Here is a 19,290-nt window from a genome sequence, read left to right as displayed (position 1 = left end):
CGTCCCGTTCCGTGTGCTGAACGCCGTGCGGGACCGGAGGACCGGCCGGGCGGAACCGCGGCGACCGCGCACGGTGTTCCGGGCCGTGCCGTGTCGCTCGGCCGTTCACCGCCTCGGCCGGTTTCACGGTGGACGAGGGAGCCGGGAGGCCGGCCTGCCGGGCGCCCGGCCCAAGGGAGCCGGTCTGCGCGGCGCCCATCTCATCGCCGTCGGCTTCACCGGGGCCGGTCTGCGGGGCGCCGGCCCGACCGGGGATTCCTCCTCACCCGGCCCGGCTCCGCGCGGCCCGGAGGAGCGCCGGTGCGGGGCCGCCGGGGTCACTCGCCCGCTCCGCGCGCGGGACGGCGGGAGGCCGGCCCGGCGTCGTCGGCCGCCCGGCGGGCCCGGGACACGGCAGGCGCCGTCCGCCGCTCCGGGCGCAGCCGCAGCCCCTGAGGCATCAGCGTGAGCCGCTCGGTCACGCGCAGCCGGTAGCCGGGGTCGGGGCTCAGTTCGTAGCGGCGCAGCAGCAGCCCGAGCACCAGCGTCGCCTCGTGCAGGGCGAACTGCCGCCCGATGCACGCCCGCGCCCCCGTGCCGAACGGCTTGAAGGTGTGCGGAGGACGGGACCGCACCGCCCGCGCGTCGAAGCGGTCCGGGTCGAACCGCTCGGCGTTCGCGCCCCACACCTCGGGGTCCCGGTGCAGCATCGGCGTCAGCACCAGCGTCCACGCGCCGCGCCGCATCGGATGCTCCCCGGCGAGCACGGTGTCCTCCCTGGCCTCCCGGGCGAAGGCGGGCGCCGTCGGCCACAGCCGCAGCGACTCGTCCAGCACCCGGCGGACGTAGCGGAGCCTGGCCACCTGCTCGTAGCCCGGCGCCGCCGTGTCGCCCCAGACGCGGTCCACCTCGGCGCGGGCGCGGGCCGCGACGTCCGGATGCCGGGAGAGGTGGTACAGGGCGAAGGCGAGCGCGCCCGAGGTGGTCTCGTGGCCGGCGACCAGGAAGGTGATGACCTGGCGCCGGACGTTCTCGGGCGAGAGCCGCTCGCCGGTCTCCGGGTGGGCGGTGTCCAGCATCCGGTCCAGGAGGTCCCCGTCCCCGCCACCGTGGGCGCGCCGGGTGCGCACCACCTCGTCGACGATGCGGTTGAGACGGTCGATGTCGGCCGCGTTGCGGCGGCCCGCACGCCGCAGCAGCAGCGGTGCCAGCGGCGCGGGCACGCTGTTGAGCCGCTGCGCGTACGTCAGGGTGCCCACCATCGCGGTCACGAAGGGGTGCGGCCGGGGCCGTTCGAACGATCCGAAGTCGTGTCCGAATCCGGTGCGTGCGATCGTCTCCAGGGTCAGCTTGGTCATGTCACCGGGCACGTCCACCGTGCGGCCCGCGGCCGCCGCGCGGTCCCACTGGTCCGTCAGCCGCTCGGCGACGGCCAGCATCATCGTGTGGTAGCCCGCCATGGCCCCACGGTGGAAGCCGGGGGCCAGCACGTCGTGCGCCAGCTGCCAGTTGGGCTCGTGGTTGTACGCGGTGAACAGTCCGTCGCCCGCGACCGGCCGCAGGTTGGCGACGCCCAGCCCGACGTGCTTGGCGAACCGGGCCTCGTCGGCGAGATCGGCCACCAGGGCGGCGCCCCACGTGAACACGAACTCCTTGCCGAAGGCGTTCCGCCGGAAGATCGGGCCCAGTCGGCGGGCGTACTTCAGCGAGTCCTGGACCGGGGTGCGCCTGCTCGCCCCGAGCACGTCGCCGAGCAGCGGAAGACGGTACGGCGGGTGCGGAATGCGGTGCAGTTCGGGCCAGCCCGCCCCGGCGCTGCGGAACCCCTTCGGCAGCCCGGCGGGTGTCGTCGTCTCCGCCATGGCGCGATCCCCTTCGGTCCGGCGAGCGATTGCGACGTGTTGTACGTGAGTTCAATAACGTGGTTCAGTCTGGTCCGGCCGCTGAACCGGCGTCAAGTACAGTGCGGGAATGGCCGCGAACCAGGGCGGGCGCACGCGCCGCCGGCTCAGCACCGAGGAGCGCAGGGAGCAGCTCCTGTCGGTCGGGGCGCGGCTGTTCTCGGAGAGCCCCTACGACGACGTGTGGATCGAGCAGGTCGCCGAGATCGCCGGGGTCTCGCGAGGACTGCTCTACCACTACTTCCCGACCAAACGGGATTTCTTCGCGGCGGTCGTGGAGCGCGAGAGCGGGCGGATGCTGCGCCTGACGGCGGCGGTCCCCGGCGTCCCGCTGCGCGAGCAGCTCACGGCGGGTCTGGACGCCTATCTGTCGTACGTCGAGGCCCACGCGCACGGCTACCGCGCCTTCCACCGCGCCGACGCGGCGGGGGACCAGGCGGTGCGCCGGGTCTACCGGCGGGCGCTCGCCGCGCAGGAGCGGCAGATCCTGGCGGCGCTGGCCGAGGACCCCGAGTTCGGCCCGGTCTTCGAGGCGCGGCCGGACACCCGCCTGGCCGTGCGCGGCTGGCTGGCCTTCACCACCGCCGTCTGTCTGGAGTGGCTGCGCGGCGCTGAGCTGGGCCGGGAGCAGGTGCGCGACCTGTGCGCCCGCGCCCTGCTGGGTGTTCTCGCGGACTGAGCGGGCCGAGCGGACCGAAAGGCCCGTAAAGATCACGCCACCTGGTTGGCGCGCGCCCCGATCTTCGATAGGTTAGGCAAGGCTTACCTAAGAGGAGGTTCGGGATGGGTGACGACAGGCAGAGCTGGACGGCCGCGCCCGGCGCGGCGGAACGGGCCCGCTCGGTGCTCGCCGCCGCATGGTCCTGCGCGGTGACCGCCGAGGGTGCCCGGGAGGAGTTCGTCGGCGCGCACACCGTGACCGACGACGGACGCGTGCTGCTGCGCGTGCCCGAGGACAGCGCCCTGCTCGCCGCCGCGATCTGCGCGCCCCGCGGTGAACCGTCCGCCGTGCTGGAGTTCGCCGACGTCGCGCCCGTCCCGGTCCGCAGCAGGATCCGCGCCCGGCTGTGGCTCGCCGGCTGGTTCTCCTCCGTCCAGGACGGCCACCTCGCCTTCCGGCCCACGCGGATGGTGCTGCGTCAACTGTCCGGCGCGGTGGTCGTCGACCTCGACGAGTTCGCCGCGGCCGCCCCCGACCCCCTCGCCACCGCCGAGGCCCGGCTGCTGACCCATCTCGCCGACTGCCACGCCGACGCGGTCGAACGGCTGACCCGCCTGGTCGACACCGGCAGTCTGCACGGCGCGGTCCGTGTCCAGCCGCTCGCCGTCGACCGGCACGGACTGACGCTGCGCATCGAACGCGTCCGCGCCGACGGCGACGTGCGGCTGCCGTTCCACGCGCCCGCCGACGACGTCGCCGAACTCACCGAACGCATGCACGTGCTGCTCTCCCAGGCGAGCGCCGTGTCCTGCCCCCGCGCCCTACAGCGGCAGCGCGCAGACCGCGACGGGTGAGGCGAACGGATCACCTACGGACCGCAGTTCACCGCTGTCCTCGTCCACGCGGAACACGCTGACCGTGCCCGACCTCTGGTTCGCCGCGAACAGCAGCGCGCCGTCGGGGGAGAAGGCGATCTGGCGCGGGAAGTCACCGCCCACCGGCACGGTGTCCAGCAGCCTCAGCCGGGCGCCGTCCGCCTCGACGGCATAGCGGGTGAGGCTGTTGTGGCCGCGGTTGGCGAGGTAGGCGTACCGGCCGTTCCCGGTCACCAGGATCTGCGCGGGGTAGCTGGTGCCGGAACCCGTGCCCGTGGACTGCGCCTCGCCGATCCTCAGACGCCCCGAGGCGGGGTCGTACGCGCACACCGCGACGGTGTTGTCGACCTCGTTGGCGAGGTAGGCGTACCGGCCTCCGGGGTGGAAGGTGAGGTGGCGCGGACCGGCACCGGGCCGGGTGCTCGCCCGCGCCGCCTCGGTGAGCGTGCCGGCCCTGTCGTCGAGCCGGTAGCTGTAGACCGTGTCCGTGCCCAGGTCGACGGCGAGGACATGACCGCCGTCCGGACTGGTGAGGCACTGGTGGGCGTGCGGCCCCTGCTGTCCCGGCCCGGGCGGCGGATCGGAGTGCGTGACCAGCTCGGTGCGCTCGCCGATCGCTCCCGAGGCGTCGATGGGGTGCACCGCCACACTGCCGGAACCGTAGTTGGCGCTCAGCAGCCAGCGCCCCTTCGGATGCACCGACAGATGACAGGGGCCCGCGCCACCGGTGCTCCGGCTGCCCAGGACCGTCCGGTCGGACAGCCGGACGGCGGTCACCGCACCGTCCTCGCGCTCGTTCACCGCGTACAGCGTCCGGCCGTCGGGGTGCACCGCCAGGTACGACGGGTCGCCGACGCCGGTGAGGGTGCCGGTGCCGCCGATCCGCCCCGTCGCGCTGTCGTAGGTGGCCGTCCCGATGCCCTTGCCGCCGCCGTCGACCGAGGTGTAGGTGCCGAGGTAGAGCGGTCGCGGCCCGGAGGGCGGGTCGCTCCCGCGCCCCGGGCCCGTGCTCGCCCGGGGGGCCTTCGGGGGCGGCGGCGAGTTCGCCGGCGCGTGGTCGTCGCACGCCGGGAGCGCCGCCGCGGCGGCCGTTCCCGTGAGGGCGCCGACGAAACGGCGCCTGCTCCAGTCGGCCCTGCTCATCCACACGCCCCTCGAGGTCGTCGCACGTCCGGTCGCCACGGCCACCCTGGCGTCGATCACCCACCGGGTGCAAGCAGGGGCGGGTGCGCACGCGGGTCACCGGTCACCGTCCTCGACCGGCCCGCCCGGTGCGTCCCCCCGCTGTCGCACCCGGTGGGGCGAGGGATCCTGCCAGGGCTCGTGGTCGTCCCCGGGCCGGTCGCCGGCCGGTTTCACCGCCCGGAGCGGGTCGGCCGGGTCCGGATCCCGCGCGTCCTGGCCGCAGTGGTCGAACCGGGGCGGACCGGCCCGGGCGCAGGCGGCCCGGTCCACGAAGACCCGGCCCGCCGGGCGGTCGTCCGGTCCGTCAGCGGCCGGTCGTCGCGGCGTACCTCCTGCCGCACGGACCCTCCGACGCCGAGCCCCACGGCCGCGGCGGGCCGCCGGGCCCCGCGCCGCCCGGCGGCCGCAGCGCGTTTCCGCCGGTCCGCACGGTCGTGCCGGTCGTCCGCAGGCCCCCTCGTTCCGTTTCGGTGTCCGTCACTGAGAACGACGCCCGGCCGCGGTCCGGTTACGGCGCCGCGGCCCGATCCGGCCCAGCCAGCCCAGCAAGCGGTCCCGCAACCGGGTCAGCCGCGGCCGGCGCTCCCGCTGCTCGCTCGTGTAGCGGTCCAGTTCCTCCAGCAGCCGGCGCGAGCGGTGCTCGGTGTTCAGCTCGTCGATGATGCGGTTGACCTCGGTCAGGACCGCCCCCTGCAGCTGCCACTGCCGGGCGTCGTGCTGGATCTCCTCCAGGAGCAGCCGGGCGAGCTTGTCACGGGTGACCGCGGCCTGCCGCAGCTCGGCGGTGAGCCGCTCCTCCGCCGACTCGGCGTCGTCGCTGACGCTGGTCGTCACCAGCACGGCGAAACTGACCACGGCGTCGGCGATCTCGGACAGCAGCTGCTCGAGGGTCGCACCCGTTTCCTCGGGGAACAGGGGCTCGGGTTCGCGTTCCTTGGCGAGGTCGGCGAGGGTACGCGCGAGCACCCGGAGGACGACGGTGCAGATCTCCAGGGTGTCCAGGCCGGTGCGCAGCACGATCCGGTGCAGCAGTCCCTCGCGGACCCGGGGGTTGAGCCGCAGGCTGTCCTCGGCCTGGCGGAGGTCCTCGTCCACCTCGGTGATGTCGTGGTCGAGCCGCCGGGCCTCGTGCAGGCGGGCCGCCGCCTCGTGGTACAGGGTGCGGCCGGCGGCCTCTTCGCCCATGCGCAGCATCAGCTGCCGTACCCGCCGGGCCAGCCCCTCGATCGACTCGCCGGCCTGTTCCACCCACACCGGCGGGGCGAAGAGCAGGTTGAAGGCCAGCCCCACGACCGCCCCGATCAGCGTCTCCACCACGCGGGCCCAGGCCAGGGCTCCGTGCGCGGTCACACCGAGCACCAGCATCGCGCTGATCGCCACCTCGGCCACGAACTCGTGCGCCCGCACCAGATGTCCGACGCCCAGCGCCGCCAGGATCACCAGGGCCAGACTCCACCAGCTCAGCCCCACCACCACGCTGAAGGCGATGGCGACCAGGACACCGGCCACCACGGAGTTCACCCGGCGGATGCTCATCTTGAGCGTGGCGTACAGGGTGACCTGGACGACCAGCAGCGCGGTGAGGGGCGCGGTGAGCGGTGGGGCGTCGTCAGGGCTCAGCCGCACCGCGATCACATAGGCGATCGACGCGGCGGCGGCCGAGCGCACCGCCTGCACGACCATGGGATCCCGGTGCCACTTCACCAGGCGCGCGGCGGCGGCCGCGGTCTCACGTACATCCAGCATCCTCGGGCTGTTCCCCTTCCCCCGGCGCATCGAACGTATTCGGACAGGACGGTAACCGGACGCAGGCGGCCGGATTCGTTCTCACGCGCCGTGCACCGCCGGACGTGTCGCTGCCGGCCGGGCACGGTGCGGAAGCGGGCACTGAGGAAAACCCCCGGGGATTCCGGTGGTTGTCCGCACTCCAGGTCGGAGGCCCGCCGGATGGGGCCGGGCCCAGAGGCGCGGCAGCCTTGAATCATGAAACGACATCGGATCGGAACCGTCGTGACCTTGTTCGTCACCCTCGGCGCGGTGACGGCCGGCACCCCGGCCACGGCGGCGCGGGCTCCCGCCCGGGCGGTCGAGCCGGCCACCCCGGTCGTCACGGCCCTGGACCGGGCCGCGCACCCCCTGCGCGGCGTGGAACCGGGCGGCGACACCCGAGATCTGCGTCCCCTCGACCGCATGGTCGGCGACGCGCGCGTGGTCGGTCTGGGCGAGGCCACCCACAGCTCGCACGACTTCTTCGCCCTCAAGGACCGGGTCTTCCGCCGGCTCGTCGTGGAGAAGGGGTTCCGCACCTTCGCCCTGGAGGCGCCCTGGAGCACCGGTCTGCGCCTCGACGCGTACGTCGTGCACGGCAAGGGGGACCCCCGGCGCATCATGCGCGAGGAGTTCCAACGGGACTACCTGTGGTGGAACAACGCGGACCACCTGCGGCTCATCGAGTGGATGCGCGCGTACAACGTGCGCCACCCCGACGATCCCGTGCGGTTCATGGGGGACGACATCGCCTGGACCGGACCCGAACTGTACGACCGGGTCACCGCGCATGTGGCCGAGCACCATCCCGGGCTCTCGGCCCGCTTCGCCGAGCTGTACCGGGGACTGCGGCCGACCGTGGCCACCGGGGAGTACATCGAGCGGTACCTGAACAAGCCGTACGCCGAACGCCGGGAAAGGGCGGACCGCACGGGTGAGGCGCTGCGGCTGCTCCGGGCCCAAGGGCCGGGGAAGGACCCGGAGGCGCACGCCCGGGCGGTGCAGCACGCGCGGGCGATCGACCGGACCGCCCGCCAGTACGCCTTCGACTTCACCTCGCCCGAGCAGGTCGCCGAGGCCATGCGCTACCGCGACGAGGCGATGGCCGCCAACGTCGTCTGGTGGCAGCGGCACACCGGCACCAAGGTCGCCGTGTCCGCGCACAACGACCACCTCGGCTACGTGTCGGCCGACCCCGTCCACTACCCGAGGGTGCAGGGCGCGTACCTGCGCGACCGCCTCGGCCCGGGCTACGTCAGCGTCGGCCTGTCCTTCGACCGGGGCTCGTTCAACGCCACGGGCCCGGACGGCGCCGTCCGGCGCTGGACCCTGGGGCCCGCGGACCCGGGGAGCAACGAGCACACCCTCGACCGGGTCCGTCACCGCGACTACGTGGTCGACCTGCGGACCGTCGGCGCACCGGCCGATGCGTGGCTGAACCTTGCCCGGCCGACCCGGCGCATAGGCACCGACTATCCGGACGGCCCCTACGACGTCGCCCTGGCCCGCAGCCACGACGTCCTGATCCACCTCCACGAGGTGCGGGCCGCCCGCCTGCTGGACCGGTAGCCGTCACCCGGAGCAGGGCGGGTCTACAGCTTGTCGAGGAAGGCGAACAGGTTGTCCCGCATGCGGGCGATCTGCTCCTCCAGGGTGAGGCTCTCCTCGAAGCGGGCCCCGGTCTCCGGGACCTTCTTGCCGCGCAGGTAGAGGGAGCAGGCGAGATCGGTGCACATGTAGGCGCCGACCGAGTTGCCCTCGCGGCCGGCCGGGCCCGCCTTGCGCGCGGTCATCAGGGAGACGCCGCCGCGCGGATGGGTCGTCAGGCACAGCGAGCACATGCTGCGGTGCAGGAAGCCGCGCTGGGCGGACTGGAACCGCATGGCCACCCCGACGAGACGGTCCTCGCGCTCGGTGACGAGATAGCTCCGGTCGGGCGCGCCCGGATCACGCCAGCCCAGGAAGTCCAGGTCGTCCCAGGGAAGCTCACCCGGATCACGCGGTACGGCCAGCCGCTTGGCCTCGCCCTTCGAGCAGTTGATGAACGAGGCGCGGATGTCCTGCTCGGTCAGCGGTTTCACGGGTGTCTCCTGGCATGGTCCTTCGAAACCTAGAGGATCTAGGTTTTCGGCCAGGGTAAATTTCCCGCGGGAGGGGAGACCAGCGGTTTTTCCGTAGGATGCCTCACCACGGGCCCGCGGCGCCTTCCGTGCCCCGTGACGCGGTGACCGAGGGGGAGGGGACAGCGGTGACGGGGGACTCCTGGGAGCGGGCCCGCAGCGCGCTGACGGTGGCCGGGCTGCCGCCCGGCGCCCTGGTCCGGGTGCGCCCGCTGGCCGGGGGCACCTACAACACCGTCGAGGAACTCGTCCTCGCCGACGGTGGCCGCTACGTCCTGAAGACCCCGCCCGCACCCGCCACCCCCGGCCTCCGGTACGAGCGGCGCCTCCTCGTCTCCGAGGCCGTGTTCTGCGCCGGCGCCGCCGAGGCGGGTGTACCCGCGCCGCGGGCCGTGTCCGTCGGCGGTGACGACGAGGTACCGCACCTGCTGATGACCGCCTGCCCGGGCGAACCCTGGACGGAGGCGGCGCCGGCCGACGGGGAACGGACGGACCTGCGGAGGGAACTGGGCCGTCAGGTGGCCCGTCTGCACCGCGTGACGGGGCCCGGGTTCGGCTACCCGTCCGGCGCCCTCGGCCCGCTCGCCCCCGACTGGCGGACCGCTTTCACCGCGATGACCGACGCCGTCCTCGCCGACGCCCGCCGCTACGGCGTCCGGCTGCCCCGCCCCGTCGACGAGGTGGCCGGTGCGCTCCGCGCCGCCGGGGCGGCGCTCGACGAGGTCACCGTGCCGGCTCTCGTGCACTTCGACCTGTGGCCGGGCAACATCCTCGTGGACCGCCCGGCGGCGGGGCGGGCGCGCGTCGGCGGGCTCATCGACGGGGAGCGCATGTTCTGGGGCGACCCGCTCGCCGACTTCGTCTCCCTGGCACTGCTCGGCGACATCGAGAAGGACGGGGCGTTCCTGGCCGGGTACCGGGAGTCCGGGGGCCGGGCCGGGTTCGACACGAAGGCCCGCGTACGGCTCGCCCTGTATCGCGCCTACCTCTACCTGATCATGCTCACCGAGACGGTGCCGCGGGCGCCCGGGGACGATCACGAGCGATGGGTCCGGAGCGCCGTCGCCCCGGAACTCGGGGCCGCGTTGGACGAGATGACCGGGCTCTGTTAGTTCGCACCGTGAAATAAGGGGGGGGGAGGAAGTCGCGTCCGGTCGGTCCGCGGCGGTATGTTGCAGGTGGGACAGGGTTTCGGAAGGAGCCGCATGGCGGGGCGGAGCGGGCGCACGGTACGCGATCTCAGACGGGCCAATCGTACGGCCGTGCTGCAGCGGCTCTACTTCGACGGCCCGCTCAGCCGCTTCGAGCTCGGCCCGGCGACCGGGCTCAGCTCCGGATCCGTGAGCAACGTCGTCGCCGACCTCGTCGCCGACGGCCTGGTCGAGGAGGCCGGCAGCGTCGACTCCGACGGGGGACGTCCGCGCACCCTGCTGCGGGTCGCGCCGGAGAGCGGCCACATGATCGGTGTCGACGTGGGCGAGACCCGGGTGCGCGTCGAACTGTTCGACCTGGCCCTCACCGAACTCGCCCGCGCCGAGCTCCCGCTGGAACAGCAGCGCTACGAGGTCGAGGTCATCGTCGACCACATCCGCTCCGGCATCGCCGAGGTGCTCGCCGCCGCCGGTCTCGCCCCCGAACGGCTCCTCGGCGTCGGCATCGGTGTCCCCGGCATCGTCGAGCGCACCCCCGACCGGGGCGCCGTCGTGCACGGGCAGACCATCGGCTGGGACGCGATCCCCCTGGAGTCCCTGCTGCGCAGCGGATCCCCGCTGCCCGACACGGTGCCCTACTTCATCGACAACGGCGCCAGGACCCTCGGCCAGGCCGAGATGTGGTTCGGCGCCGGACGCGGCGCCCGCAACGCCCTCGTGGTGCTCTTCGGCTCCGGCGTCGGCGCCTGTCTCGTCACCCCCGAGGCGGAACACGGCCGGGCGGTCGAATGGGGGCACCTGACCGTACGGGTCCGTGGGCGCCGCTGCCGGTGCGGCGCGCTCGGCTGCCTGGAGGCGTACGCCGGCGCCGAGTCGCTGCTCGCCCGGTGGCGCGAGGAGGGCGGCAGCGTGCCCGAGGCCGCGGACGAGGAGACGGCGCTGACCGCGATGCTCGCCGCCGCCTACCCGCCCGACGGCACCGCCGCCGACCCGGTCGCCCTCGCCGTGCTGGAGGAGACCGCCGAGTACCTCGGCGCGGGCCTGTCCGACCTGATCAACCTCTTCCAGCCGGAGCGCATCCTCATGGGCGGCTGGGCCGGCCTCCAGCTCGGCTCCCGCTTCCTGCCCGCCGTACGCAGGCACGCCCTGTCGTACGCGTTGCGCCACCCGGCCGAGAAGGTGACGATCGAGCTGGGCCGCCTGGGGCCCGACGCGGTGACCGTCGGCGCCGCCGTCCTGCCGCTCGCCGACTTCTTCGCCCGAGGCGGACGGCGCCCCGACCCGGCACCCGAGTCCCCGCCGCCCGCCTGGCGCACGGCACTCCAGGAGCGGGTACCGCGCTGAGGTTTCGCCGGTCACGGCGGAGGTACTCGCGGGAACCCTGCACGAACGACCCGTACGGGCACCCCGTACGGACGAAGGGAGACGCCGTGACCGATCACCGCCTCGAAGGACCGGGCGAGAACGGCGTGGGCATTCCCCGCGACCTGCCCGACCAGCAGGCCGGCGCCGACGAGGACCCCTGGGAGGTCGCGCCCGCGGCCGCGGAGCGGGAGAGCGAGAAAGCGTCCGGCGGACCGAGCGGGTCCGACGCGTCCGCCGAACCGTCGGAGGCCGGCGGCACCGAGCCCGACGTCCCCGACACCGACGAGGCCGGTACGGGCCGGCAGGGCGCCCCGCACTCGGCCTCCGGCAACCCGGAGCAGCCCGTACCGGACGAGTCGTCGGCGTAAGGGGCGACCGGGGCGGCGGACAGCGGCGGAGACCGGGGCGGCGGACAGCAGCGGACGGGAGAGCCCGGCGGCCGGGCCACATCAGCCCACCTTGCGTCCCCGCATCGGCTCCGTGGGCGCGCCCGCGCCCTCCCGCATGCCCTGCAGGAACTCCTCCACCACCTCTGTGGCCGTACGCACCGGGCGCCAGCCCAACTCCGTACGCGCACGCGTGCAGTCCATCAGCGGCAGCCTCAGGACGGCGTCGAACAGGTGCGGGGAGGCGGGCAGCAGGTGCAGCCCCCAGGCGGCGGCGACCGCCGAGCGGACCGCGGTGCGCGGCACCCTGACGCGGCGGGTGCCGAGCATCTCGCCGAGCAGTTCCGCGTCGACCGGCGGCTCGGCGGCGAGGTTGTAGGCGTCCCGGGCGTCGGGGGACAGCACCGCCAGCCGGTAGGCGTCCGCCGCGTCGTCGGTGTGCAGCACCTGCACCCGCAGCCCCGGGATGTCGGGGAGGAAGGGCAGCAGGTCGGGCCGCGCCAGCGGACCCGGCAGGAAACGTCCGCCGAAGATGCGGCGCTGCTCGCTCGCCGACTCCCGCTTGAAGAGGAACGCGGGCCGCATCCGCACCACCCGCGTGTCCGGGTGATCGCGCTCGAACGTGTCCAGGGCCCGCTCCAGGTAGGCCTTCTCACGGCAGTACGCGGCGTCGGGCCAGCCGTGCGTCGGCCACGACTCGGTCACCGCGTGGTCCTTCGGACCCGGCGAGTACGCCCCGACCGACGAGGCGTGCACCAGTGCCGGCACCCCTGCCTCCGCCACCGCGTCGAACACCCGGATGCTGCCGAGCACATTGGTGCGCCAGGTGGTCGCCGGGTCGTGAGTCGGCTGGAACGCCCAGGCCAGATGGATCACCGCGTCGGCGCCCGCGAACTCCTCCACGAGATCGGACCGCCCTGAGGCCAGATCCACCGCCGACCACTCGGTCTTCGGCGGCGACCACTCGGGGATCCGCCGGGCCAGCCCTCGTACGGACCCGACCTCCGGCTCCTCCGAGAGCACGCGCACCACGCTGGTCCCGACGTTGCCGGTGGCGCCCGTGACGACGACCCTCATACCCGTTCCGCTGCTCACCTTCCGCTCCTCTCGGCCGCATGCTCCCGCGGAGCGGACCGGGTACCCCTCCTGCCGCGGCGCAAAAAGAAGCCCCGGCCGTGACGGGGGAATCACGGCCGGGGCGGTCATGGGTGGATGCGGATGGCGGTCGCCTCTCGGCGAAAGGCTCCACAGGGCTTCAGCCGAACGATCGTCCCTGTGGGCGAAAGGTGAGGCCCGGGGACACTGTCCCATCCGCACCCACGGCTTGTTCAACGGGGGACCACCCCTGGGTGTTCCACGGTTCTGCCCCTTTTGCGGTGAGGTGCGTCACCCGCCCCGGGGCCGTACGGCCGGGCGGCTCACCGGCCCCGCGCGTCGGGGTCGAGCTCGGCCCAGAGGTTCTCCGCCTGGAGCAGCAGCGTGCCCAGCACGGCCGCCCGCTCGGCGCCCCGCCCGGCGTGTTCCCGCAGTCCCTCCTGAAGCCTCTCGTGGAGCTCCCGCATCACCGCCTCGGTCCGCTCGTCCAGGCGGGCGTCCGGCGGCCCGCCGCCGTCCAGCAGGCGGTCGGCCTCCGCGTGGCAGGTGTCGCCGAGCAGTTCCAGCAGCTCGGCGTAGCAGCGCAGGACCGCCGTGTCGGGCGGGGCGGGCGTGCGGTCCTCGTCGGCGGCCACCGCCAGCGTGCGGGTGAGCGCCGCGACGTGCCCGGTGATGCGGCTGAACCGCTCGTCCTCCTCCTCCGGTGGCAGGGCCTCGGTCGGCGCCCGGTGCAGGGCGCGCAGCGCGCCCGAGGTCAGCCGCAGGCTCTCCTTGCTCCAGCCGCGTGCCGAACGCAACGCCTCCACCCGGTGGTGCAGGCGCGCCGAGGCGCCGAGCCGGTCGGCGGCGGTCTGCGCGTCCCACTCGCCCTCGTGCAGGTCCCCGGCGACGTCCCGCAGCACGTCACCCGTCTCCCGGGCGAGCGCCGCCAGGTTCTCCCGCACGTCCCGCAGATGGATCGGCGGCAGGACGAGCGCGTTGACGGCCACGCCGATGAGGGCGCCGAGCGCCGCCTGCCCCAGCCGGTGTCCCACGGCGGCCGCGCTCACCGTTCCCGAGGCGATCGTGAACACCGCCGTGGTGGCGGCGTAGATGCCCTGGTCGCCGAAGCGGGGCCAGTTCGACAACAGCATCAGCACCGGAACGGACAGGGCCAGGGCCCCCGTCGTGTCGCCGGTGATCGCCTGGGCCCCCGAGGCGACCAGGGCCCCGATGCAGATCGCGGTGAACTGCCGCGCCGCCTGCACCAGTGAGCTGTACACGGTGGCCTGCACCAGGACCAGCGCCACCCAGGGCGCCATCAGGGCCATCGGGTCGCCGAGCCAGACCCGCGCCACCAGCCAGGCGAGCAGTGCCGCCGCGGCGGCCTTCAGCGACTGGATGAGCAGGTCCCGCTCCCGCCCGGGCCCCTCCCGAGCGGCCCGCGCCGCCCGGCCGACGGCCAGCGCGTCCCGCCGGACGGCGTCCGCCACCCGCGACACCGGAGCCACCCGACCGAGGGCGTCCCCCGGCCGCATCTCTTCCCTCACACGCGTCATGTGCTGCGGGTATCCCGGCCGCGCCGGGCCCCATGCCTCCGGCACCACCTCATGCCAGGGGACTGTCCGGCAGGGACGCCAGGAGATGGGCCGGGTCGTCGTAGACCACGTCCGCGCCGGCCTCCTCCAGGTCGGCGCGCGGAATGCCGCCGCACAGCACGCCCACGCAGCGCACCCCGGCGCGGCTGCCCGCCCGCATGTCCCACACGGTGTCGCCGACGAACACCGCGCGCTCCGCGGGCACCCCGGCGAGCTCCAGGGCGTGTTCGACGGGCTCCGCCGCGGGTTTGCCCTCGTCGACGTCGTCGGCGCTCGCCGTGGCGGTGATCGCCTCGTCCGCGTCGATCGCCCGGCGCAGCGCGCTCAGCTCGGCACCGCCGGCCGAGGTGGCGAGCACGACCTTCCAGCCGTCCCGGTGCAGCCGCCCGAGCAGCCGGCCGGCGTCCGGCAACGCGGGCAGCCGGTCGAAGTACTGCCCGTACAGCGCCTTGTGCGCGGCGCTCAGCTCCCCGTCGCGGTCCTTGTCCCGGTCCTCGCCCAGCAGATGGGCGACCAGATCGGAGGAGGACAGGCCCACGGCCCGGTGGACGGCGTGCATCGGCACCCGGTGACCCGCCTGCCGGAAGGCCTCCCACCACGCCGTCACGTGCAGGTGGTTGGTGTCGACCAGAGTGCCGTCGACGTCGAACACGGCCGCCCGTTCCATATGCGGTCCCTCCGTCTCCTCGTGAGCCCGTTCCCCCGTGAGCCGTACGGGTACCACCTCAGCCGCCGGCCACGCCGGAGGGCACCTTCCGCTCCCGGGTCCACGCCAGCAGCTCGTCCAGGGACCAGGCGGTGACCACCCGCTCGGGCGGCACCCCGCACTCCTCCGCGCGGGCGCACCCGAGGATCTCCCGGTCGAGCCGGCCCGGCGCGTGCGCGTCGGTGTCGACGGAGAACAGCACGCCCGCCTCCACGGCCCGGCGCAGCAGCCGCCGGGGCGGGCCGAGCCGCTCGGGCCGGCTGTTGATCTCCAGGGCGGTGCCCGTCTCCGCGCAGGCCGCGAACACCTCGTCCGCGTCGAACCGCGACGGAGGCCGCCCGCGTCCGGTCACCAGCCGCCCGGTGCAGTGCCCGAGCACGTCGGAGTGCGGATCGCGCACGGCGGCGACCATGCGGCGGGTCATCGATCGGGCGTCCATCCGCAGCTCGGAGTGCACGGACACCACCACGACGTCCAGCCGCCGAAGCAGTTCCGGCTCCTGGTCGGGGGAGCCGTCGTCGAGGATGTCGCACTCGATGCCGGTCAGCAGCCGGAACGGCGCCCAGGTCTCGTTGAGCTCCGCCACCACGTCCAGCTGCTCGCGCAGCCGGTCGGGCGAGAGCCCGCGCGCCACGGTCAGCCGCGGCGAGTGGTCCGTGAGGGCGGCCCACTCGTGGCCGATCCCCGCCGCGGTGCGGCCCACCTCCTCGATCGGGCTGCCGCCGTCCGACCAGTCGGAGTGCAGGTGGCAGTCCCCGCGGAGCAGCGCCCGCAGCCCCTGCCCGCCCCGCTCGGCCGCCGCCTCGGCCGCCTCGTCCTTCGGACTCCGCAGGTAACCGGGCACCTCTCCGGCCAGCGCCTCCCGCACCACCTGCGCGGTCTTCGGGCCGGCGCCCCTGAGCGCCTCCAGCGATCCGTCCGCCGCCCGCTCGCGCACCTCCTCCTCGCCCGGGCCCGACAGCGTCCGGGCGGCGGTGCGGAAGGCACGGACGCGGTACGTCGGCGCCGACGACCGCTCCAGCGGGAACGCGATCCGGTCCCACGCCTCGACGGGATCCATCGCCACCTCCTGGCTCCGGAGTTCCCCGGGGCGCGTACGGCCGCACGGCGGAAGCGCGGTTTGTCGGGTACGCACCCGGGTACTGCGATGCGACGTTCCGCACCGTGCCGACCAGGAGGCCCGCATGTCCGCTCCCACCGCCCCCAGCAGCAGGGTCGCCGTGATCACCGGCGCCGACTCCGGCATCGGCCGGGCCACCGCCGTACGGCTGGCCGCGGCGGGCATGGACATCGGCATCACCTGGCACAGCGACCGCGAGGGCGCCGAGCGGACGGCCGAGGAGGTCAGGGCGCACGGGCGGCGGGCGGAGACGGCGCCGATGGACCTCACCCGGCTGCCCGCCGCCGCGGACACCGTCGACGAGCTGTGCGAGCGCCTGGGCCGCATCGACGTGCTGGTCAACAACGCCGGTACGGGCACGATGACGCCCTTCCTCGATCTGGAGCCGGCGAAGGTCCGCGAGGTCCTCGACGTCGATCTGGTCGGCCCGTTCCTGTGCGGGCAGAAGGCGGCACGGCACATGATCCGGCAGGGCGACGGAGGCCGCATCGTCAACGTCACCTCCGTCCACGAGCACCAGCCCCGGGTGGGCGCCGCGCCGTACTGTGCGGCCAAGGGGGGTCTGGGGCTGCTCACCCAGGTGATGGCGCTGGAGCTCGCCGAGCACGGCATCACCGTCAACGCGGTCGCCCCGGGCGAGATCGCCACGCCCATGACCGGCCAGGAGGACACCGACCCGCACACCGAGAGCCGTCCCGGCGTCCCGCTCGGGCGGCCCGGCGACGCGCGCGAGGTCGCGGCCGTCATCGCCTTCCTCGCCGGGCCCGACTCCTCGTACGTCACCGGCGCGTCCTGGGCCGTGGACGGCGGCATGCTCAGGATGGGCCCGCAGGCGGGCTCGCACCTGACGAGCGACGACTGGCGGCGGCCCTGAGGGAGCGGACCCGCGGCGCGGCCCGGGACGTGGACGCCGCGTTCGCGCGGTTCCCGCTCTACCCTCTAGGCATGACCGAAAGCGCGAGCCCGTACATGTCGCACCCGCGGATCATGGTGCTCGGGGTCCAGCCCGGGACGCCGCCGTTCCGGATCGTGGAGATCGACGGACAGGTGGTCGGCGAGGCCAAGGCTGTCACCGATGTGCTGCAGGCCGCCGCCGCGTTCGGGATCACGGTCCACGACCTGGACGATCCGGACGTGGTCCGCTGGGTGGGCGGGGACAAGTTCACCTGGACCGTGCGCTAGACCGCCGGACCCGGCCCCGGCTCCCCGGGGCACGGTCCCGGCACCACAGGCCACGGTCCTGGTACTCCCGGGCACGGCCCTCGGGCGGCTGCCCGCCGCCCCGTACCGCGCGTGCGGCGCCCGGGCACGGCGACGTGCGCCGGCCCGCGGTCATTCCCTCGGTCTCCGGGCGTGCACGGCCCGGCTCAGCCGCCGCCCCACGAGCAGGTAACCGATCAGCGCCCCGCAGGAGTTCAGGATGACGTCGTCGATGTCGAAGGCACGCCCCGTCACCAGGGCGCCCTGCGCGGACTCCACCAGCAGCATCACGACGGCGGTCAGCAGGAGGACCCGCAGGAACCCGCGCGTCCGCGGGGCGACGACCGGCGCGAGGACGCCGAAGGGCACACCGAGCAGGATGTTGCCGCCGACCTGGCGCACGGCGTCGCGCAGCGCGGGCTGGTCGAGATAGGCCCGCAGCGAGCGGCCCGGACGCAGGTTGGTGTGGGTCAGTGCCTCCGAGGCGGGGGAGGGCTGCAGCGTGAGCCGGGCCAGGACCACCGCGAAGACGACCATGAACGTGAAGGCGCACAGCATCACCAGCAGCCTCAGGGGCAGCGGGAGCGGGCGGCGCCCGTTCCCGTCCCCGGCTCCGCGTCCGGGTGGGGCGGGACGCCGGCGCGCCAGGGAGCGCGGACGTGGGGCGGCACGGGCCATTCGGTCCTCCATTCGTCGACTTCCTTGCGTGGTACGCCGGTTGCCGGTCAGCCGCCGTAGCCGACCCGCACCTCCTCGAACCCCAGGGAACGCAGCAGGCCTTCGAGCATCTCCGTGGTGTTGGCCTCGGCCCGCGCGGTCAGCCCGCTCTCCCGCGCCGCGTCGCCGATGTGCCGCACCGCGAGTTTCTGCACGGCCTGTTCGCCGCCCGGGTTGTCCGAGAAGAGGTCACCGAGGCGGTCCAGCAGCCCGCGCCGCTTGGAGACGGCGTAGGAGTGCTCGGGGTCCAGTGCCGGAGTGCCCAGGCGGGCGCGGGGCAACCGCAGCGTGGCGGACGTGCGGTCGTCGTCGACCCGCACGTCGTCCTCGTCCAGTTCGCCGAGGTCGACGTAGGCGTCGACGGTGCCCGCGCCCACGTACAGCGTGCGGCTGCCGCGGACCGCGTCGGGCAGGAACCTGGCGTCCTTCTCCAGGTCCACCACGACCTGGAAGTTCCCCGAGGCCGCCTCGTAACGGCTGATGTCCTGGATGGACTCCAGCAGCGCGGGGCCGGAGCGGTCGCGGGTCTGGGTGCCGAAGAGGTCCTTCAGGCCCGGCAGCACGCTCAGCCGGATTCCGGCGAACAGCACGGCGAGCAGCAGCACCAGCGCGATCAGCGCCTTCGCCGGGCCCGGTACGCGGGTGGGAAGGACCCTGCGGGGAGTCGTCATGGCGGCGGCCCTCCTTCCTCCTGTCCGAATGCCCCTCAAGTGCCGGACCAGACAGGGAAGCAGGGGAACGCGCGACATCGCCGTGTTCCTGGTGCGACCGCCGGTCGAGCCGGTGCGGGAGCGCCCGGTGGAGCCGCTGCAGACGTACGACGCGGCCCGCGGGGCGCCGGCCTCCCGGACCCGCTGGTGGCGGCGGTCGCGAGCCGCGCCCTGGTGATGACCCCGCGCCGGCGCGCGGGCCGAGTTCCCGTCGTCACACCGGGCCGGACGCGGCCCCGGGCCGTTCCAGGGCCGCGTCCAGCGTCGGGTGCGGGGGCAGCAGACGGGCCAGGCCGGTGATCCGCAGCATGCGCAGGGTCAGCGGGTGGGCGCAGACGAGGCGCAGCCGGCCGTGCCCGGCCAGGACCCGGTGCCGGGCCCGGAACAGCAGGCGCAGGCCGGAGCAGTCGAAGAACGTGACCCGGGTCAGGTCGATCACGATCCGGGCGTCCGGGGCCGCCGTCGCCGCGTCCAGGTGCGGGGTGATCTCCTCGGCCGCGGCGATGTCGATCTCGCCGCGGAACTCCAGCACCGTGTGTCCCCGGTCCTGGTGGACGCGCAGATGCCGGGTCAGCGGTGCAGGTTCGTACCGCACGACGCCATCGCCTCCAGCCTGCTCCGTGCGCGGGGGCGGAGATCGGTCCCAACGCCCTTCTCCGCCCTGCAAGTTACCCTCGATCGACTGAATTTGAGCATGTTCGATTGACATATGTCTTCGAATTGCGACCGAGTTCTTCCAAGGTTCTTGCGGGCGCGGGCGCGGGCGCGGGCGCGG

Annotated in this window: 19 protein-coding genes; 8 read left to right on the top strand and 11 right to left on the bottom strand. The window is 74.2% G+C overall.

Translation table 11 applies throughout. The features are described 5' to 3' along the window. Nucleotides 1–317 precede the first annotated feature (317 nt). Nucleotides 318–1,841, bottom strand: a complete 1,524-nt coding sequence (locus RIM90_RS04130; RefSeq protein ID WP_309059146.1) for a cytochrome P450 — start codon at nt 1,839–1,841, stop codon at nt 318–320. A 109-nt stretch (nt 1,842–1,950) separates the two neighbouring features. Between RIM90_RS04130 and RIM90_RS04125 the strand changes: the two genes are divergently transcribed. Further along, on the top strand, nt 1,951–2,559 hold the full coding sequence (locus RIM90_RS04125; protein ID WP_309059145.1) for a TetR/AcrR family transcriptional regulator: 609 nt from the start codon (nt 1,951–1,953) through the stop codon (nt 2,557–2,559). A gap of 104 nt (nt 2,560–2,663) precedes the next feature. After that, nucleotides 2,664–3,395 (top strand): DUF2470 domain-containing protein, encoded by a 732-nt coding sequence (locus RIM90_RS04120; protein ID WP_309059144.1) that lies wholly within the window; start codon nt 2,664–2,666, stop codon nt 3,393–3,395. On the opposite strand, the gene RIM90_RS04115 is transcribed toward RIM90_RS04120, so the two are convergent. Further along, nucleotides 3,363–4,559, bottom strand: coding sequence for a lactonase family protein (locus RIM90_RS04115; RefSeq protein ID WP_309059143.1), 1,197 nt, complete (start codon nt 4,557–4,559; stop codon nt 3,363–3,365). The genes RIM90_RS04120 and RIM90_RS04115 overlap by 33 nt on opposite strands. 519 nt (nt 4,560–5,078) lie before the next feature. After that, entirely contained in the window at nt 5,079–6,347 is a 1,269-nt protein-coding gene (locus RIM90_RS04105; protein WP_309059142.1) for an FUSC family protein, read from the bottom strand. Between the two features lie 237 nt (nt 6,348–6,584). Here RIM90_RS04105 and RIM90_RS04100 point away from each other — a divergent pair, with 237 nt between their 5' ends. Continuing rightward, the gene (locus RIM90_RS04100; protein WP_309059141.1) at nt 6,585–7,937 is read left to right on the top strand and encodes an erythromycin esterase family protein; all 1,353 of its coding nucleotides are present in this window, start codon (nt 6,585–6,587) and stop codon (nt 7,935–7,937) included. Nucleotides 7,938–7,960: 23 nt separating this feature from the next. Here RIM90_RS04100 and RIM90_RS04095 read toward each other — a convergent pair whose 3' ends face one another. Further along, nucleotides 7,961–8,449 carry an FBP domain-containing protein gene (locus RIM90_RS04095; RefSeq protein WP_309059140.1) on the bottom strand — a complete coding sequence of 163 codons (489 nt, stop codon included), beginning with the start codon at nt 8,447–8,449 and terminating at the stop codon, nt 7,961–7,963. A gap of 167 nt (nt 8,450–8,616) precedes the next feature. On the opposite strand from RIM90_RS04095, the gene RIM90_RS04090 reads away from it, so the two are divergent. The 3 genes from RIM90_RS04090 to RIM90_RS04080 all read left to right on the top strand — a co-directional run bounded on the left by RIM90_RS04090 (nt 8,617) and on the right by RIM90_RS04080 (nt 11,372). Continuing rightward, a complete protein-coding gene (locus tag RIM90_RS04090) occupies nt 8,617–9,600 on the top strand; it encodes an aminoglycoside phosphotransferase family protein (RefSeq protein WP_309059139.1) in 984 nt (327 codons plus the stop codon). Nucleotides 9,601–9,693: 93 nt separating this feature from the next. Then, nucleotides 9,694–10,983: an ROK family transcriptional regulator gene (locus tag RIM90_RS04085; RefSeq protein ID WP_309059138.1), complete on the top strand. Its 1,290-nt coding sequence runs from the start codon at nt 9,694–9,696 to the stop codon at nt 10,981–10,983. An 86-nt stretch (nt 10,984–11,069) separates the two neighbouring features. Further along, nucleotides 11,070–11,372, top strand: a complete 303-nt coding sequence (locus tag RIM90_RS04080; protein WP_309059137.1) for a hypothetical protein — start codon at nt 11,070–11,072, stop codon at nt 11,370–11,372. An 81-nt stretch (nt 11,373–11,453) separates the two neighbouring features. Here RIM90_RS04080 and RIM90_RS04075 read toward each other — a convergent pair whose 3' ends face one another. From RIM90_RS04075 to RIM90_RS04060, 4 genes are all read right to left on the bottom strand, one after another. Continuing rightward, nucleotides 11,454–12,485, bottom strand: coding sequence for an SDR family oxidoreductase (locus tag RIM90_RS04075; protein WP_309059136.1), 1,032 nt, complete (start codon nt 12,483–12,485; stop codon nt 11,454–11,456). Between the two features lie 323 nt (nt 12,486–12,808). Then, a complete protein-coding gene (locus RIM90_RS04070) occupies nt 12,809–14,023 on the bottom strand; it encodes an aromatic acid exporter family protein (protein ID WP_309059135.1) in 1,215 nt (404 codons plus the stop codon). Nucleotides 14,024–14,072: 49 nt separating this feature from the next. Next, nucleotides 14,073–14,729, bottom strand: coding sequence for an HAD family hydrolase (locus tag RIM90_RS04065; RefSeq protein ID WP_309059134.1), 657 nt, complete (start codon nt 14,727–14,729; stop codon nt 14,073–14,075). Between the two features lie 58 nt (nt 14,730–14,787). Continuing rightward, nucleotides 14,788–15,828, bottom strand: a complete 1,041-nt coding sequence (locus RIM90_RS04060; protein WP_309059133.1) for a PHP domain-containing protein — start codon at nt 15,826–15,828, stop codon at nt 14,788–14,790. A gap of 124 nt (nt 15,829–15,952) precedes the next feature. Here RIM90_RS04060 and RIM90_RS04055 point away from each other — a divergent pair, with 124 nt between their 5' ends. Both RIM90_RS04055 and RIM90_RS04050 read left to right on the top strand, forming a co-directional pair. After that, nucleotides 15,953–16,762: an SDR family oxidoreductase gene (locus RIM90_RS04055; protein WP_309059132.1), complete on the top strand. Its 810-nt coding sequence runs from the start codon at nt 15,953–15,955 to the stop codon at nt 16,760–16,762. A 71-nt stretch (nt 16,763–16,833) separates the two neighbouring features. Further along, on the top strand, nt 16,834–17,070 hold the full coding sequence (locus RIM90_RS04050) for a hypothetical protein (protein WP_309059131.1): 237 nt from the start codon (nt 16,834–16,836) through the stop codon (nt 17,068–17,070). A 150-nt stretch (nt 17,071–17,220) separates the two neighbouring features. Here the strand turns inward: RIM90_RS04050 and RIM90_RS04045 are convergent, their stop codons facing one another. The 3 genes from RIM90_RS04045 to RIM90_RS04035 form a co-directional block, all read right to left on the bottom strand. Beyond that, a complete protein-coding gene (locus RIM90_RS04045; protein WP_309059170.1) occupies nt 17,221–17,766 on the bottom strand; it encodes a VanZ family protein in 546 nt (181 codons plus the stop codon). Nucleotides 17,767–17,813: 47 nt separating this feature from the next. Beyond that, nucleotides 17,814–18,476 (bottom strand): DUF4230 domain-containing protein, encoded by a 663-nt coding sequence (locus RIM90_RS04040; RefSeq protein WP_309059130.1) that lies wholly within the window; start codon nt 18,474–18,476, stop codon nt 17,814–17,816. A gap of 253 nt (nt 18,477–18,729) precedes the next feature. Further along, nucleotides 18,730–19,110, bottom strand: coding sequence for an anti-sigma factor antagonist (locus RIM90_RS04035; protein WP_309059129.1), 381 nt, complete (start codon nt 19,108–19,110; stop codon nt 18,730–18,732). Between the last annotated feature and the right edge of the window lie 180 nt (nt 19,111–19,290).

Origin of the sequence: Streptomyces sp. (assembly GCF_031181555.1) — a bacterium.
Classification (GTDB): Bacteria; Actinomycetota; Actinomycetes; order Streptomycetales; family Streptomycetaceae; genus Streptomyces; species Streptomyces fimbriatus.
The sequence above is the reverse complement of the archived record's forward strand: the minus strand, read 5'-3'. Positions and strand labels throughout refer to the sequence as shown.

Excerpts from the sequence above, each read along its gene's own strand:
- RIM90_RS04130 (WP_309059146.1), bottom strand. The coding sequence starts at position 1,841 with ATGGCGGAGACGACGACACCCGCCGGGCTGCCGAAGGGGTTCCGCAGC.
- RIM90_RS04125 (WP_309059145.1), top strand. The coding sequence starts at position 1,951 with ATGGCCGCGAACCAGGGCGGGCGCACGCGCCGCCGGCTCAGCACCGAG.
- RIM90_RS04120 (WP_309059144.1), top strand. The coding sequence starts at position 2,664 with ATGGGTGACGACAGGCAGAGCTGGACGGCCGCGCCCGGCGCGGCGGAA.
- RIM90_RS04115 (WP_309059143.1), bottom strand. The coding sequence starts at position 4,559 with ATGAGCAGGGCCGACTGGAGCAGGCGCCGTTTCGTCGGCGCCCTCACG.
- RIM90_RS04105 (WP_309059142.1), bottom strand. The coding sequence starts at position 6,347 with ATGCTGGATGTACGTGAGACCGCGGCCGCCGCCGCGCGCCTGGTGAAG.
- RIM90_RS04100 (WP_309059141.1), top strand. The coding sequence starts at position 6,585 with ATGAAACGACATCGGATCGGAACCGTCGTGACCTTGTTCGTCACCCTC.
- RIM90_RS04085 (WP_309059138.1), top strand. The coding sequence starts at position 9,694 with ATGGCGGGGCGGAGCGGGCGCACGGTACGCGATCTCAGACGGGCCAAT.
- RIM90_RS04070 (WP_309059135.1), bottom strand. The coding sequence starts at position 14,023 with ATGACGCGTGTGAGGGAAGAGATGCGGCCGGGGGACGCCCTCGGTCGG.
- RIM90_RS04065 (WP_309059134.1), bottom strand. The coding sequence starts at position 14,729 with ATGGAACGGGCGGCCGTGTTCGACGTCGACGGCACTCTGGTCGACACC.
- RIM90_RS04060 (WP_309059133.1), bottom strand. The coding sequence starts at position 15,828 with ATGGATCCCGTCGAGGCGTGGGACCGGATCGCGTTCCCGCTGGAGCGG.
- RIM90_RS04055 (WP_309059132.1), top strand. The coding sequence starts at position 15,953 with ATGTCCGCTCCCACCGCCCCCAGCAGCAGGGTCGCCGTGATCACCGGC.
- RIM90_RS04050 (WP_309059131.1), top strand. The coding sequence starts at position 16,834 with ATGACCGAAAGCGCGAGCCCGTACATGTCGCACCCGCGGATCATGGTG.
- RIM90_RS04045 (WP_309059170.1), bottom strand. The coding sequence starts at position 17,766 with ATGGCCCGTGCCGCCCCACGTCCGCGCTCCCTGGCGCGCCGGCGTCCC.
- RIM90_RS04040 (WP_309059130.1), bottom strand. The coding sequence starts at position 18,476 with ATGACGACTCCCCGCAGGGTCCTTCCCACCCGCGTACCGGGCCCGGCG.